Origin of the sequence: Paraburkholderia sp. USG1 (assembly GCF_031570135.1) — a bacterium.
GTDB lineage: Bacteria > Pseudomonadota > Gammaproteobacteria > Burkholderiales > Burkholderiaceae > Paraburkholderia > Paraburkholderia dioscoreae.
The window spans coordinates 1-14,717 of record NZ_JAMWXW010000034.1 but is presented as its reverse complement, the minus strand read 5'-3'; the positions used below and the strand labels follow the sequence as shown (position 1 = coordinate 14,717).

The 14,717-nt window shown below is 63.5% G+C and carries 12 protein-coding genes; 8 read left to right on the top strand and 4 right to left on the bottom strand.

Annotated elements, in window-relative coordinates; translation table 11 throughout:
* Positions 1-25 precede the first annotated feature (25 nt).
* The 4 genes from NE850_RS32565 to NE850_RS32550 all read right to left on the bottom strand — a co-directional run bounded on the left by NE850_RS32565 (position 26) and on the right by NE850_RS32550 (position 6,978).
* Complete coding sequence (locus tag NE850_RS32565; protein ID WP_007181856.1) at positions 26-2,503, bottom strand: fused MFS/spermidine synthase; 2,478 nt, start codon at positions 2,501-2,503, stop codon at positions 26-28.
* 265 nt (positions 2,504-2,768) lie between these two features.
* Positions 2,769-4,451 carry an arylsulfatase gene (locus tag NE850_RS32560; protein WP_007181857.1) on the bottom strand — a complete coding sequence of 561 codons (1,683 nt, stop codon included), beginning with the start codon at positions 4,449-4,451 and terminating at the stop codon, positions 2,769-2,771.
* Between the two features lie 113 nt (positions 4,452-4,564).
* A complete protein-coding gene (locus tag NE850_RS32555; protein WP_310699868.1) occupies positions 4,565-5,623 on the bottom strand; it encodes an HAD family hydrolase in 1,059 nt (352 codons plus the stop codon).
* 104 nt (positions 5,624-5,727) lie between these two features.
* Complete coding sequence (locus NE850_RS32550; protein WP_007181859.1) at positions 5,728-6,978, bottom strand: formylglycine-generating enzyme family protein; 1,251 nt, start codon at positions 6,976-6,978, stop codon at positions 5,728-5,730.
* A 287-nt stretch (positions 6,979-7,265) separates the two neighbouring features.
* On the opposite strand from NE850_RS32550, the gene NE850_RS32545 reads away from it, so the two are divergent.
* The 8 genes from NE850_RS32545 to NE850_RS32510 all read left to right on the top strand — a co-directional run bounded on the left by NE850_RS32545 (position 7,266) and on the right by NE850_RS32510 (position 14,650).
* Complete coding sequence (locus tag NE850_RS32545; RefSeq protein ID WP_007181860.1) at positions 7,266-8,225, top strand: MoxR family ATPase; 960 nt, start codon at positions 7,266-7,268, stop codon at positions 8,223-8,225.
* A gap of 38 nt (positions 8,226-8,263) precedes the next feature.
* Positions 8,264-9,220, top strand: coding sequence for a DUF58 domain-containing protein (locus NE850_RS32540; protein ID WP_310699867.1), 957 nt, complete (start codon positions 8,264-8,266; stop codon positions 9,218-9,220).
* Positions 9,217-9,759, top strand: coding sequence for a DUF4381 domain-containing protein (locus NE850_RS32535; protein WP_007181862.1), 543 nt, complete (start codon positions 9,217-9,219; stop codon positions 9,757-9,759). Before NE850_RS32540 ends, NE850_RS32535 begins: the two co-directional genes overlap by 4 nt.
* A complete protein-coding gene (locus NE850_RS32530) occupies positions 9,746-10,783 on the top strand; it encodes a VWA domain-containing protein (RefSeq protein ID WP_310699866.1) in 1,038 nt (345 codons plus the stop codon). The genes NE850_RS32535 and NE850_RS32530 overlap by 14 nt, the downstream gene beginning before the upstream one ends.
* Positions 10,773-12,365 carry a VWA domain-containing protein gene (locus tag NE850_RS32525; protein ID WP_007181864.1) on the top strand — a complete coding sequence of 531 codons (1,593 nt, stop codon included), beginning with the start codon at positions 10,773-10,775 and terminating at the stop codon, positions 12,363-12,365. Before NE850_RS32530 ends, NE850_RS32525 begins: the two co-directional genes overlap by 11 nt.
* Complete coding sequence (locus tag NE850_RS32520) at positions 12,362-13,738, top strand: BatD family protein (protein ID WP_007181865.1); 1,377 nt, start codon at positions 12,362-12,364, stop codon at positions 13,736-13,738. Before NE850_RS32525 ends, NE850_RS32520 begins: the two co-directional genes overlap by 4 nt.
* A 209-nt stretch (positions 13,739-13,947) precedes the next feature.
* Positions 13,948-14,244, top strand: coding sequence for a transposase (locus tag NE850_RS32515; protein WP_007181866.1), 297 nt, complete (start codon positions 13,948-13,950; stop codon positions 14,242-14,244).
* 76 nt (positions 14,245-14,320) lie between these two features.
* A complete protein-coding gene (locus NE850_RS32510; protein WP_007181867.1) occupies positions 14,321-14,650 on the top strand; it encodes a hypothetical protein in 330 nt (109 codons plus the stop codon).
* The last annotated feature ends 67 nt before the right edge of the window (positions 14,651-14,717 follow it).

Here is a 14,717-nt window from a genome sequence, read left to right as displayed (position 1 = left end):
ATGCGCGCCACGCGCGCATCCAGCACTATGGCCCGCCGCCGACGAACCACCGGAAGTAGGGATTGTCCGGTCGAGCCTGCAATGCATCGCCAATGTCGCGAGACCACGCATCACGCTCGCCGCGGTATGCATCGAGGCCTGCGGCATAGAAGCTTTGCAACGCACCGCGCTCCGCGTTCAAGGCCGCGCGGAACATTCCGTCCGCGTGCCGCAACGGTGGTTCGCTGCGAAGCGCGAGCAGGTGCATGAGCGTGTCCGGAAAACCGTCTTGCCGCACCCACGCCGCGTATTCGATACGCGGCCGATCATCGGTTACGGGCGCAGCTTCCGCGGTGTAGTAGGCGAGGCCTGCGCGATCGGTGATCCAGGTCGCAAGCAATGCTGCCGGCGACGCCACGCCGACTTCGCGCAGTGCCGCCGCCACCTGCGGCTGCGCAAAGCGCGACTCGATACGCGGCACATCCAGTTCGATTGGCTGCATCGAACCAATCAGCATCATTTCGTGCAACTCGGTGGTCCACAGCGCAGCATACGGAAACACCTGGATGAAACTCTGGATCAGCGAGCGCGTGTCGTCTTCGTTCTGGGTCGGCAGCGGCAGCCATTGCGCGACAATGCCGCTCGTGCCCAGACGCGAGGCCGCCAGCCGGTAGAAATCCGACGAGTAAAGATTGACCACTCCGGCTGCCGAGGGAGGCGGCGGTTCGAGCGTGATCAGGTCGTAGCGTTCGCTGCTGCGCAGTAGTTCGCGCCGTCCGTCGCGCAGGCGGATGTCGACGCGCGGGTCGGTGCTGATGCCGTAGTTGCCCTTGAACTGCGGCGCGGCGTGCACAACTGCCGGCAACAACTCGGCGACCGCGCGTTTGTCGAGGCCGGGCCACGTGAGCAGCGCGCCACCCGTGATGCCCGTGCCGAGTCCGATGACAAGCGCACTGCGTGGCGTGTCGCGGTGAATCAGCAGCGGCAGGAGCGCCTGCAGACGCATATAGCGCAACGAGGTCATTGCGTCGCCGGAGTTGGAGACTCCCTGAATGTAGAGCCGCCGGAACTGTTTCTGGCCCGCGCCCTGCGTAACGACAGCCACAGTGCCGCCCGCGCTTTCCTCGTAGGAGAGTAGGGTGCCGCCGCGCGCTGCGGCGAGCAGGGTGGCGAGACGGTCCGATGGCGTCAGCAGTACGGCACCCAGAGTCGCCACAGCAAGCACCGGCACACTCCAGCGAATGCCGCGCCGTACGCCGCAACCGCGCCACACAGCGACGGCGCCCACTGCGCCGGCAAGGACTGCGAGCACCGCGAGCGCATGAACCAGCCCGAGTGCCGGCACGAGCAGGAAGCCGGCGATCAGCGTGCCGGCAATACCGCCTGCGGTATTGAGCGCTACCACGGTGCCGACATCGCGGCCGGTGTGCCGGGCATCCACGCTCACGCGCAGCGCGAAAGGGAACGCGGCGCCCAGCAACAACGTGGGTACGAAGACAATGCACGCGGCCGCGACCGCAAAACCCGCGCACATGGCGGCGAGCAGGCTGCCGGTGGCGGAGAGCGTTGCCTCGCGCGCCAGGCTTTGCCATTGGAGCAGCCAGCCGCCCAACGCGGCGACTTCCAGCAGCGCGACGAGTCCGGCGGTCACGATCAGCAGCGCGAACACACCCCACGGGTCGCGCGTGCGATCGACATGGCGCGAGCCGAGTGCGCTGCCGAGCGTGAGCCCGAGCAGGTACGTGGCAAGTACGATCGCGAAAGCGAAGCTGCGGGTGCTGATGAACTGGACGATCAGTTGCGACCACACGACCTCGTAACCCAGCGCGATGCCGCCGGCAAGCGCATAGAGTGCGACGGCGAGGCGTGCGCCGGGCGCGGCCTGGTCCGCGGCTGCTTCGGCGGAAGAGGTCGTTTCGGGCGGAGATACATCGACAGGCTCGCGTGCACAATTGAATCGGCGAATGAGCAATGCGATCAGTGCGGCAAACGCGTTCAACCCGGCAGCAACGAACGCGCTGCCTTGCACGCCAAGCAACGGAATCAGCATGAAGGCGGCGGCGAGCGTACCGCCGATCGCGCCACCCGTATTGGCCGCATACAGGTGTGCGCCAGCGCGGCCCAGCCGTGTCGCGCCAAGGCGCAGCGCACGCATCAGCACCGGCAGCGTGCCGCCCATCAACACGGCAGGCAGGCCGACCAGCGCGAACGGCAACGTCCATGCAAACGGCCCGGTGCGATCCTGCAGCCATGCGAACGGCGCGGCCGCGTGCGCCAACGCGACGGTGCCGGCCACCGCCAGCACCGTCGCGCCGCCTTCCAGTACGGCGTAAAGTAACAACGGCCGTGAGACGCGGTCGGCCAGCCTGCCTAGCAGCCAGCCGCCCAGCGCGAGACCCGCGAAAAAAGCGCTCACGCCGGTCGTGACCGCCTGGACGTCGACACCGACGACGAGTGCCAATTGTTTGATCCACAGCACCTGGTAAATCAGCGATGCCGCGCCCGATGCAAACAGCAGGAGCATCGGCCAGGCAACGGATAAAGCCGGCGACGCGGGAATGTCGCCCGGTTCAGCCGGTCTGCGTTCACGCGGATCGGCGTGACGTTGCGCGCGTTCGTGTGCGCGACGCGCTCGGCGTGAGCTTTTGGCGCGGTGAGCCAACGTTTGGGGCATTGGATGAAGTGTGCGCGGATGAAGTAAGTCGGGACGAAGCGAATGGACTTTGAGTTCGAAGCGCGCAAGCGCTGCATCTGCCGGTCGAAGCCGGCAAGTGCAGCACTCGAACGTCTTACTCTAGTCCGCGTTTTCTGAACGACTCGTCGATCTTCTTGTCGACTTGCCGGCGCACCTGGTCGACGCTGAAACTCGCAGGACGTTGGCTCGGCGGGTATTGAACGAACGTCTGAAGGAATTCCGTGGCTTTCATCGTCGAGATGGCAACGAGATAAGCGTTCTTCACCAACCAGTCGTTGTACTGATCGGACGTCACGTCAGCTCTTTCGTATGGGTCCATTCGCAGGTTGAACACCTTCGGAAAACGCAGACATACGAATGGATCCTGCCAGATTTCCAGATTGCCCTTGGCGCGCTGCTCGCAGAACACGGTCTTCCATGCGTTTCCATCTTTATCCCAGCGCATTGCCACCAGTTCGCCGTCGTCGTTGAAGTAGAAGAACTCGGTACGCGGATCCTGAGTCGTCTGCCCCGTGAGGAACGGCAACTGGTTGTACCCGTCAAGATGATTCCTGAAGCTTGTGCCCCCGGCCTTGGGCGCCCACCCTTTCAGCAAGCGGTCCTTCACGCCGCCGTCTCCCGCCGCGGCGAGTAGCGTCGGAAACCAGTCGAGCCCTGAGAACATGCTGTTGGACGTCTCGCCAGCTTTGATATGCCCCGGCCATCGCACCATGGCCGGCACCCGGAACGCGCCTTCCCAGTTAGAGTCCTTCTCGCTGCGGAACGGCGTGGTTGCCGCGTCAGGCCACGAAAACTGGTTCGGCCCATTGTCCGTTGTGTAGATGACGATGGTGTTTCTGGAGATGTTCAGGTCATCCAGCAGCTTGAGCAGTTTGCCGACGTCCTGGTCGTGCTCCCACATGCCATCGGCATATTCGTTGCCGGGCATGCCGCTCTTGCCCCTGAACTCCGGGCGCACGTGGGTGAAGACGTGCATTCGCGTGAAGTTCATCCAGACGAAGAAGGGCGTGCCGTTCTTGACCTGCTTGCGGATGAATTCCTCCGCGTGCGCGCCCGTTTCGTCGTCGATGGTTTCCATGCGTTTGACCGTGAGCGGGCCGGTGTCCTGAACCTTGCCGTCCGACGTGCTATGAATCACGCCGCGCGGCGAGAAGTTTTTCACGTAAGGGTCGTTCTTGTCCTTCGGCCAATAAGGGCGCTCGGGTTCCTCTTCGGCATTCAGGTGATACAGGTTGCCGTAGAACTCGTCGAAGCCGTGATTGGTCGGCAGGTACTCGTTCTTGTCGCCGAGGTGGTTCTTGCCGAACTGACCGGTTGCATAGCCGAGCGGCTTGAGTGCCTGAGCGATTGTCATGTCTCCCTTTTGCAGACCGACCGGTGCGCCGGGTGCGCCGACTTTGGATAGCCCGGTGCGCAATGGCGATTGACCGGTGATGAAGGAAGATCGACCCGCCGTACAACTGTTCTCGGCGTAATAGTCCGTGAAAATCATGCCTTCATTGGCAATGCGGTCGATATTCGGCGTCTTGTAACCGACCACGCCGCGGGTGTAGGCGCTGATATTCGCCTGGCCGACGTCGTCGCCGAAAATCACAAGGATGTTCGGTTTCGCCGAAGACTTCGCGGCCGGCTGCGGCGCGCTCGTGGCGGCGGGTTTGGCCGCCGGTTGGGTTTGGGCCGGCGCGTTGATGGATGGAAAAATCACCGCACCGAACGCGGCAAGGGCAAGCGCGCCGGCCCCCAACGCGTAACGCCCTCTTTTTAACAACTTTGTCATTTTGTCGCTCCAATGGAGTTGACTCTTATTCACCCATTACGCAATGTTCAGCGTGACGGGGTCGCCCCTCGTCGGCCGCCGGCAGTCCGCGGCCCGAACTTGCCGCGCGCCGCTTACTGCCGCGGCGCGGGAAAGACTGTTTGCCAATCGTTTTTCATGCTCACCACAGTCCAGCCCTCAGTGACAGCTTCGTCCCACGCCTTGTCCAGCTTGCCGACTTTCGACGCGCGGTCATAAGCGAATTCACGCACGGCGTCGTCGTGATGCAGCAGCAGCGCGAGGTGCCGCCCAGGACCGGCGGCGGTGTACTGCAACATTTGCAGATCGCCGTCGGAGTTGCCGAACGCGAAAATCGGCTTGTGGCCGATGTTGCGATAAATGCCGACGGGTTTGCCCGCGCCGTCGTCCACGAAATCGAGTTTGGGTTCGCGCACGAGAACGGGTTTGCCGTTGCGCACTTCGTACTGCACCACCTGGCTGGAGCCGACGACCTGCTCGGGAGGAATACCGTATGCCTTCTCGGCCCACACCCGCATGAACTCGATCGTGCCGCCCGAGACGATGAAGGTCTTGAAGCCGTTGGCACGCAGATAGGCCAGCAATTCCAGTTGCGGCTGATAGACGAGGTCTGTATAAAGGCGTCCGAATTTCGGATGTCGCGCGCTGGCCAGCCACGCGCTGATGGTCTTGTCGTAGTCGTCGACGGTCATACCGCTATTGGCCACCGCGACTAACTGCTGCAACGCCTTCTGCTGGTTCGCGAGCGCGCCGTAGTCTTTCGCAATGAGCGCCTTGAAAGCCGGATTGTCTTTCCACTCGGGATGCTGCGGTGCGGCTGCCTTCACCTGATCGAGCATGAAGACAAACTGAAAATACAACGGCTGTTCGCTCCACAGCGTGCCGTCGTTGTCGAACACGGCGATGCGTTCCGCAGGCGGCACGAACGACGACGAACCCTCGCGCGTAACGTCGGCAACGAACGACTCGATAGCCTGTTTCGCGGATGTATCACGCCATGAGGGCAGTGTGGCGGCGGGGTTGCTCGCCGTGGGTTGGGCGGGCGCCACGCAGTTGTGCGGCGCGACGCAGCCGGCGAGACTCAACACGATCCATGCGGCTCGCATCATGCGCAAGGCACGGCTCGACCACACAGGCTGATGGCACAGTTGCATCCAGGCTCCAGTTCAATTAGACAGACGATCAGACGGACGATCGCCATGCGCGCCGGCAGATCACGGGCGCAAAAAATAAGGGTTTGCCAGCAGTACGGTGCGCGCTAACCGCCGGGGGCACCAGGCACGCCGGCGGCTCTCGCCGAAGCCTGGCGCGCGCCGGCTTCTTTCCAGGTGTCTTCGTCCATGACCAGCCGGAAGCCCAGATGCGACATGCTGTTGTAAGGATCGGTGCCGCGTCTCGCACTGGGCCGGTAGCTCAGGCAATAGATTTCGTTGCAGAGGAACGAGCCGCCGCGTGTCACGCGCTTGGGGGCGTTGACGGGCACACCCTGGTCGGCGGGATCCCACGAATCGCTCGGGCCCACCGGGTTGTCGATCGCGCTGGTGCTCACCGCCTCGCGCCTGAACTGATCCGCGCGATACCAGTCGGCAACCCACTGCCAGGCGTTGCCGGTCATATCGGAAAGGCCGTAGCCGTTGGCCGGAAAAGTCCCCGCGGGGCTCGTGCCGAGCGCGCCGCCCGCTTTCGGATTGACGACGGGGAAAGACTGGGGCTGCTGGCCTTGCCACACGTTGGCCATCTGCTTGCCGTCGGGAGAGAACTGATCGCCCCACGCATAAGTGGCCTGTTCGAGGCCGCCACGCGCGGCGAATTCCCATTCGGCTTCGGTCGGCAGACGCTTGCCGGCCCATTTCGCATAAGCTTGTGCGTCTTCGTAGGACACCTGAACCACGGGGTGATCGTCTTTACCGATGATGTTGCTGTCTGGACCGGTTGGATGACGCCAGTCGGCGCCAGGCACGTAGCGCCACCACTGCGAATAGTCGTCTAGCGGGACGGGACGGCTGGTGCCGACGAACACCATCGCACCCGCCACCATCGCACTCTCGGGCGGGCGCGGCGTGCCCGGCGGCAACTGGACTTTCAGGGTGTCCCAGTCGGGTTTCTTCTCGGCCGTGGTGACGTAACCGGTGGCTTCGACGAAACGGCGGAATTCGGCATTGGTAACGTGATGGCGGTCCATCCAGAAGCCATGCACCTTGACCTTGTGCGCGGGGCGTTCGTTCGGTTGCGCCTGTTTGGCGTCGCTGCCCATGAGGAACTGGCCGCCGGGCACCCATGCCATGCCGAGCGGACCATGCGTGCCGTCGCCGAGAACGATTTGCGGATGAGCGGGTGTGTGCGGCGTGAAGGCCCAACTGACCGCGGCGCCGACACAGGCGGGCAGTATGACGAGTAAGGCGCCCCACAACAATAGTTTGCGCGTGCGACCGGCACGCGTTTGGGTTACTGCGGCCGACCCGTTCGAGCGGGACGACTTTGCGGAACCTCGATCTCTTTCACTCTTCATCTTTTTCTCTCGTGCAGTGAACGGCCGGGTAGTACGCAACGGTCAACGCTCTGGACTTTCTATTTCAGCTTCACAACAAGCTTAGCGATACAGAATAAAGACGCACAATCAGTGCGAACAAGCAGTTGGAGATTAGCAATTTTTCGCCGATATTTCCTATCTTTTTTTTAGTACGTACATCAGACACTTTGACGAATGCGCGCTGTTGCATTAACGTGTCTGGCGGCGGGCATTGGCATTCGGGTCGTCCAGTCAGCTACTACATAAATGACTTGAGAGAGGGCACAATGCGCGATATCGTTCTGCAGTTCGAAGCGAGCGTGAATCAGTCGGTCGTAGGGCAGCAGTCCGTGGTCAGGCAGGTGTTGATCGCGTTGCTGGCCGACGGTCATGTGTTGCTGGAGAGTTTGCCGGGGCTCGCCAAGACGCGTACCGTCAAGGCAATCGCCACGCGGCTCGCGGCGACCATGAGCCGCATCCAGTTCACCCCTGATCTGTTGCCCTCGGACATTACGGGGGCGGAGACGCTGCTGCAATCCGGCACGGGGCACACACTTAGTTTTCAACCGGGTCCGATATTCGGCAATCTGATTCTTGCGGACGAGATCAACCGCGCGCCGGCCAAGGTTCAATCCGCATTGCTCGAAGCAATGGAAGAGCGGCAGATTTCAGTCGCGGGGAAAACGCACCGCATGTCCGCGCTATTTCTCGTGATGGCCACTCAGAATCCGATTGAACAGGAAGGCACCTATCCGCTGCCCGAAGCGCAGATGGACCGCTTTCTTCTCAAGGTGCTGATCGGCTATCCGTCGCCTGAAAGCGAAATCGCCATGCTGCGTCTGCTGCGCGAGGAGCGCAACGCGCTCGCCGAGGCGCCGGCCATGTTGTCGCAGGAGGCCATTTTCGCGGTGCGCGAAGAGATCGGTCAGATTGTCGTCGCGCCTGCGATCGACGACTACATCGTGTCGATCGTCAACGCCACGCGGCACGGCGCGCAGCTCGACGCCGAGCTCGGCAAATGGATCGAAGTCGGCGCGAGCCCGCGCGGGGCGATCGGCCTCGACCGCGCGAGCCGCGTACAGGCATGGTTACAGGCGCGCAGTTTCGTCACGCCGGACGACGTGCGCGCCGTCATTCATCCGGTGCTGCGGCATCGGCTGATACTTTCATACGATGCAAACGCGGACAGTATCAGTGCCGACCGCGTGATCGACCGTCTGATCGAAAAGGTCGCGGTGCCGGCCTGACAGCAGGTGTGTTCTCAACGCGAAGGAGTGGCGTGGCCGTGCAGTCTTCAACCGCGATCGGCAGCGTGTATGTCGACGCCGCGCATCTGGCAAAGCTCGAATTTCAGGCGCGCGGGCTGAGTTTCGTCGCGCCCGCGCCGGTGTCGAGCGTGCTGTCGGGCGCGCATGCGTCGCGTCTGCGCGGGCGCGGTCTGAACTTCGAGGAAATACGCGGCTATCTGCCGGGTGACGACGTGCGTCATATCGACTGGAAGGCATCGTTGCGGCTCGGCAAACCGCAAGTCCGCACCTATACGGAGGAGCGCGACCGGCCGCTGCTGGTTGTCGTCGATCAACGCATGAGCATGTTTTTCGGCTCGCGTCGTGCGTTCAAATCGGTCGTGGCTGCCGAGACCGCCGCGCTTGCCGTGTGGATGGGATTTGCCGCGGGCGACCGCGTCGGCGGTGTGCTGTTCAACGACAGCCAGCTCGTGCGGATCAAACCTTTGCGAAGTCGCGGCCGCATCAGGACACTGTTTGGCGCACTCGCGTCCATGAACGGCGCGCTGCATGCCGAAAGCGAAGCCAGAACCGCTTACGATCAACTCGACGCCGCGCTCGAAGGCGTGCTTCAACTCGCCGGGCATGACTATCTGATTTGCATGGTCAGCGATTTTGCCGGGGCGGGCGCGCGCACGCGAAAGCTGCTGCGGCAACTCTCGGCGCACAACGACGTCGTCGCGGCAATGATCTTCGATCCATTGTGGCAGCAGGTGCCCGGCCACCGTGCGCTGGTGGTCAGCGAAGGGCGCCTGCAGGTCGAGTTGCGCATCGAACAGGCGCGCGTGCGGCAGCCGTTGTCGAGCCTGTTCAGCGGACGCACCGCTGAAGTGGCCGAATTGCTGCGCACGAGCGGCGTGCCGCTCCTGGCATTGTCTACCGCCGAACCGGCCGTGGATCAGGTCCGTCGTCTGTTTGGCGAACGCGCGCGGCCCACTGCGGGGAGCGGCATATGAGCGGCACGTCATCAGGCACCGCGCTTGTGCCGGCCGGCTCGTCGCCGCAACTGCAGGGATTGCAGGAGCTGCCGCTGCCCACACCGGTATCGTATGCACCCCAAACTATCGGCTGGCTGTTCATCGCAATCGTATTGCTCGGGGCCGTGCTGCTGACGTCATGGGCGGCGTTGCGCCGCTACCGGCGGCAGCGTTACCGGCGCAACGCCTTGCAGGAACTGGCGGGCATCGAGGCCAGTCTGGCCTCCGGCCGGGCAGACCCGCAGCGGCGCGCGGCCATGCTCGCCGCCATACCTTGCCTGCTCAAGCGCACGTCGCTCGAGATCGCGCCGCGTGACCAGGTCGCGGCACTCACTGGCGACGCGTGGCTCGCTTTTCTGCGCCGTACGCGCGGCCGCTTCGACGCGCAAACCGGTCCGCTTCTCACACTGGCAAGCTATGCGCCGCCGCAGGAAGTCGCGCGCCTTTCACCGGACGACGCAGCCGCGCTGATCCGGCATGCGCGCGACTGGATCGAGCATCATCATGTGGAAGTTTGATTTTCCGTGGATGTTCGCGCTGTTGCCGCTGCCCGTGTTCGTGTGGTGGCTGGTGCCGGCCTATCGCACCACGGCCACGGCCGTGCGCGTGCCGTTCTTTCACGAAATGGCACGGGCCGCGGGCGAAAAACCGGCGCCCGGCGGCGTGCGCTTGCGCCGGCATTGGCTGTTGCGTTTGCTGTTGCCGGTGCTGTGGCTCCTGCTCGTGACCGGCGCGGCGAAACCGGTGTTCGTCGAGCCGCCGATCGTGCGCGACGAACCCGCACGCGACCTGATGCTCGCGATCGATCTGTCCGGCTCGATGGCCACGCGCGACTTCGTCGATCCGGCCGGCGAACGCATGGACCGGCTGAGCGCCGTCAAGCGCGTGGTGGCCGACTTCGTGGCGAAGCGCAAGGGCGACCGCATCGGTCTCGTGGTATTCGGCGACGCGGCCTATCCGCAGGCGCCGCTCACGCTCGACCACGACAGCGTGCGGATATTGCTGGATAAGATGCAGATCGGCATGGCGGGCCCGCGTACAGCGATTGGCGACGCGATCGGGCTGACCGTCAAGCTGATGGCGGATTCGCATGCGCAGGAGAAGGTATTGATCCTGCTCACCGACGGCAACGACACCAGCAGTGCCATCCCACCGGAGCGGGCCGCGGAGATCGCGAAGCAACACAAGCTGGTGGTGCACACGATAGGCATTGGCGACCCTGGCACTACGGGTGAAGATCGGGTCGACCTCGAAGCATTGGCGCGCATTGCGAGCATCACCGGCGGCCGCGCGTTTCGCGCGCTGGGTCAGCAAAGAGATCTGGCCGAGGTCTACGCGACGCTGGACAAACTGACGCCCGAGAAAATCAAACGGGAAATCTACCGGCCGCAGCGCGACTATTTCTGGGTGCCCGTCGCCGTGGGCTTGTCCATTCTCGCGCTCTATCATGTGCTGGCGTTACTGATTGCGCTGCTGCGTTCGCCGCGGCGAACGCAGCGCGCGCAAGGCTTGCCGGCCAACGGGGCGCAGCATGGAAATTGATCTGACCGCTTTCCATTTCCTGCGGCCGGCATGGTTGCTGTTGCTGATCCCGGCTCTCGTGCTGCCGTTCGTCTGGCTGCGCCGCAACGACGTGCGCGCGCGCTGGCGCGGTGTGATCGCGCCGGAATTGCTCGAACATCTGATCGTCGGCGATACGAAACGGCGTGTAATCCAGCCGGTTCATACCCTGGCGCTGCTGCTCGGCATCGGTGCGATTGCCGCAGCCGGGCCGACATGGCAGCAGGAGCGCCCGCCGTTCAATCAGGATCAGGCGCCGCTCGTCGTCGTACTCGAACTCGCTCATTCGATGGACGCCACCGACATCGCGCCAACCCGCCTCGAACGCGCAAAGCAGAAAGTGCTCGATCTGGCGAGAGCGCGCAAAGGCGCGCGAACCGGCCTCGTCGTATTCGCGGCGACCGCCCACCTCGTGGTGCCGCCGACCGAAGATCCGGCGATGCTCGAACTCTACGTGCCCGCGCTGTCACCGGCGCTGATGCCGCGCGACGGCAAGAACGCGACGGCCGGTCTTGACGTGGCCGAACAGCTTCTGGCGAACGACCCGGCGGCGGGCACGATTGTCTTCATGAGCGACGGCTTCGATGCCAATGGGGCGGACACCTTCGTGCAGAAAGCGAAATCGCTGCGGCACCAACTGCTCTGGCTCGCGGTCGGCACGGAACACGGCGGTCCGATCCGCGGCCCCGACGGCATGATCCAGATGGACCCGGAAGGCCATCCGCTGATGGGCACGTTCGACGCCGACTCGATTCGCAATGTCGCGCGCGACGCCGGCATTCCGCTCGCGAGCATGCGTGCGGATGACGACGATGTGTCGTGGGTTCAGCATCGCGCGCAGGCTTACCTCGCGCAAGCGGAAGAGAGCAGGATCGAGCCGCGCTGGAAGGAAAGCGGCTACTGGCTCGTCCTGCCGTTGCTGCTGCTCGCGCTGTGGAGTTTCCGGCGCGGCTGGACGGTCAAGTGGCTGCCTGTCGTGCTGATCTCGCTCGCCTTCGGCGCGCTGCCGCACTCTGCGCAAGCGGCGCAGTGGCAGTGGCTCGATCTGTTCGCGACGCATGACCAGCAAGGGCGATGGAATCTCGAACACGGCAACTACAAGGCGGCGGCCGAGCGCTTCGACGATCCCATGTGGAAGGGGCGCGCGCAATATCTGGCGGGAGACTATGCAGCCGCGCTCGAAACCTTCTCGCGCCTCAAAACGGCGCAATCGTATTTCTACATCGGCAATACGCTTGCGCATCTGGACGACTACGCGGGCGCGATCAAGGCGTACGACAACGCGCTCCAACTGCAACCTTCACTCGCGCAGGCCGTGGCCAATCGCGCGTACATGCAGACGCTGCTGGCACGAGACAAGCAGAACGAGGCCGACCCGGAAGAAGACCCGCCTGACCAGGTGCAGGTGGACAAGAAGAAGGGCAGAGGCACGACCGCGGTGATCGAAGCCGCGCCGCGTCCAAGCGAGGATGCGTGGATGCGCAATCTGAACACGTCGCCGGCAGTGTTCCTGCAACAGCGTTTCGAACAGGAATCCACGGCGAAGACGGGCGGCGCGCCATGAAGCGATTGTCACGCCGTGTTGCGCTGCTTGCCGCATTGCTCGCATTCTGGCTGGCTTCCCTGTTGGCGACCGGACCCGCGGCGGCCGATCCCGCGCCACGCATCATGGCGCGCGTGCATCTCGAACCGGCCGGCCCGGTCGTGGCGGGAAGCGAGGTCAAACTGGTCGTCGATCTGCTGACTACCACATGGTTCACCGAGGCACCGAACTGGCCTTTGTTCACCATTGCCGATGCGATCGTGAACCTGCCCGACGAGCAGGCGGACAATCTGTCGGAAGACATCGGCGGCACGCGCTGGTTCGGCGTGAGCCGTGCATACCGGATCGCGCCGCAGGCGGGCAAAACCTACGAGATCGCACCGCTGACCATTACGGTGTACCCCGGCGGCATGCAAGGACCGGTGCAGGTCAGAACGCCCGCATTGAAGTTCGTCGCGACGTTGCCGCCCGGTGCGGAAGGCATGACCACGTTCTTTGCCGCGCCCCAACTCACCGTCGAACAGAAAATCGAACCGGCGCCGGGACATCTCGCCGTCGGTGCGCCGCTTACCCGCACGATTACCCAGCGGGCCGCGGGCACCGAGTCAATGCTGATTCCGCCGGCAATACTCGCCGACGTGGCCGGACTCAAACGCTACGCGAAGCCCGCGGCGACGCGCAACATCGTGAAGGATCGCGCGGGACTCGTCGCCGGTGAGCGAACCGACAGCGCGAGCTACGTTGCCGATCGCAGCGGTACGTTCAGTCTGCCGCCGGTGACGATCGAATGGTGGAACACGATGGCGCGGCGCAAGGAGACGGTCGTGCTGCCGGCAGTGCGTTTTTCGGCTGACGCCGTGCGGGACAAGCCGTTGTTCGACATACCGCTGGACGCCATGCGCGAGGGTATGCCGCATCGCGTCGTCGTGATTCATGCGCGCGAAGCCATTGCCGGTTGTCTCGTCGTGCTGGGCGTGATTCTTCTGATTTCCTGGCGCGCGCATGTCGCGTCTTTCGTTCGACGCGGTGAGCGCGCATTGAGCGAGGCGCGAACCCGCTGGCTGGCAAGCGACGCGCTTGCCAGGCGCAAGCTGGCGGTGGCCGCGCGCAAGGGGGAATGGCGGCGCACCATTGCCGCCTTGTATTCGTGGATGGACAGAGGGCGCGACTTCGGCCGTCCGGCGCGATTCGAGAATATCGAGGCCGCTGGGGACCAGGACGCCGCGAGGCTGATCGCCGCGGTCGAGTCGAACTATGCGGGAGGCAATGCGCGGAGTCCGAGCTGGAAAGAGATCAAAGCGGTTTTGCGCAGGAGTGCGGATCGGGCCAGGACGAAGCGCGAAGACGAAACCTTGCCGCGATTATTGAATCCATTCAGGGAACCGGCGGAATGAAAACGCATGGATTACAACTATCGCAAGCGGCATCGAAATCCGGCGCGCTGGCGAAAATGCGCTTACGGACGTGTTGTCCCTCCCGTTAGCATGACAAGGAAGATCGCGATTCCGGGGTTTGGAGGTGGAACCACGGCCATATCAGGATTTAGAGCCAGGTGCCAAACGTATAAGATCAAAATGTACTGGTTAGTTAGTCGTTGATCCACATGTTATCTCTACCTCTTTCCGACGACGCGTGGCTACGCGTCAGTCATCTGTTCAATCAGGAGCCGAATCTGCGATCCGGACGGCCGCGCCGAAATCCGCGCGACGTGCTCAACGCAATCCTGTGGGTGACTACGCAGAACGAGAAGTGGCATCGGCTGCCGGCATGCTTTCCGCCGTCGCAAACGTGCTACATCAAATGGTTGCAGTGGCGGCGCGACGGCATCATGTCGAAGATTCACGAGGAACTCGGCGTGAAGCACGTCTTGCCGACGTGTACCGGAGCAGACGGCACGTGAGCGCCCGGTCGGCAAGCGCATAGCTACAACTGCGCGGGCGTATGATTCTGCAACCTCTACCAGGCAGGAGTCACCTATGCATCCGCGTGTTCATCTTCTCTTCGTTGCCGCATTGGCCGGTCTCCTGAATGCGTGCGCACAAACCGGCCCCGTCGAGTTTTCGGCGTCCGGTGCCGACGCGCCGATGTTCAACCAGGCAAGCGATATGGACTTCGGTCCGATGGACAGATCGATCGCACAATGCAAAGCCGTGTCGAGGAACGCGGGCCCGGATCAATGCACGAAAGTTCGCGCGTACGAATCGTGTATGAAGAGCCGGGGCTACATTACCGTGCTTGGGCCGGAAAACCCGCAAGGCTGCGGCGATCCGGAGTGGGAAAAGGATGTGCGCAAGTGGCTGCGGTGAGAAAACCCATGACAGAGCGGCGACAAACTAAAGGCCTAAACTGAACGGCCCCGGCCCCGGCCCCGGC

Coding starts and splice junctions, on each gene's coding strand:
- NE850_RS32535 (WP_007181862.1), top strand. CDS start 9,217: ATGAGCGGCACGTCATCAGGCACCGCGCTTGTGCCGGCCGGCTCGTCG.
- NE850_RS32515 (WP_007181866.1), top strand. CDS start 13,948: ATGTTATCTCTACCTCTTTCCGACGACGCGTGGCTACGCGTCAGTCAT.
- NE850_RS32560 (WP_007181857.1), bottom strand. CDS start 4,451: ATGACAAAGTTGTTAAAAAGAGGGCGTTACGCGTTGGGGGCCGGCGCG.
- NE850_RS32555 (WP_310699868.1), bottom strand. CDS start 5,623: ATGCAACTGTGCCATCAGCCTGTGTGGTCGAGCCGTGCCTTGCGCATG.
- NE850_RS32525 (WP_007181864.1), top strand. CDS start 10,773: ATGGAAATTGATCTGACCGCTTTCCATTTCCTGCGGCCGGCATGGTTG.
- NE850_RS32520 (WP_007181865.1), top strand. CDS start 12,362: ATGAAGCGATTGTCACGCCGTGTTGCGCTGCTTGCCGCATTGCTCGCA.
- NE850_RS32530 (WP_310699866.1), top strand. CDS start 9,746: ATGTGGAAGTTTGATTTTCCGTGGATGTTCGCGCTGTTGCCGCTGCCC.
- NE850_RS32545 (WP_007181860.1), top strand. CDS start 7,266: ATGCGCGATATCGTTCTGCAGTTCGAAGCGAGCGTGAATCAGTCGGTC.
- NE850_RS32565 (WP_007181856.1), bottom strand. CDS start 2,503: ATGCTCCTGCTGTTTGCATCGGGCGCGGCATCGCTGATTTACCAGGTG.
- NE850_RS32510 (WP_007181867.1), top strand. CDS start 14,321: ATGCATCCGCGTGTTCATCTTCTCTTCGTTGCCGCATTGGCCGGTCTC.
- NE850_RS32550 (WP_007181859.1), bottom strand. CDS start 6,978: ATGAAGAGTGAAAGAGATCGAGGTTCCGCAAAGTCGTCCCGCTCGAAC.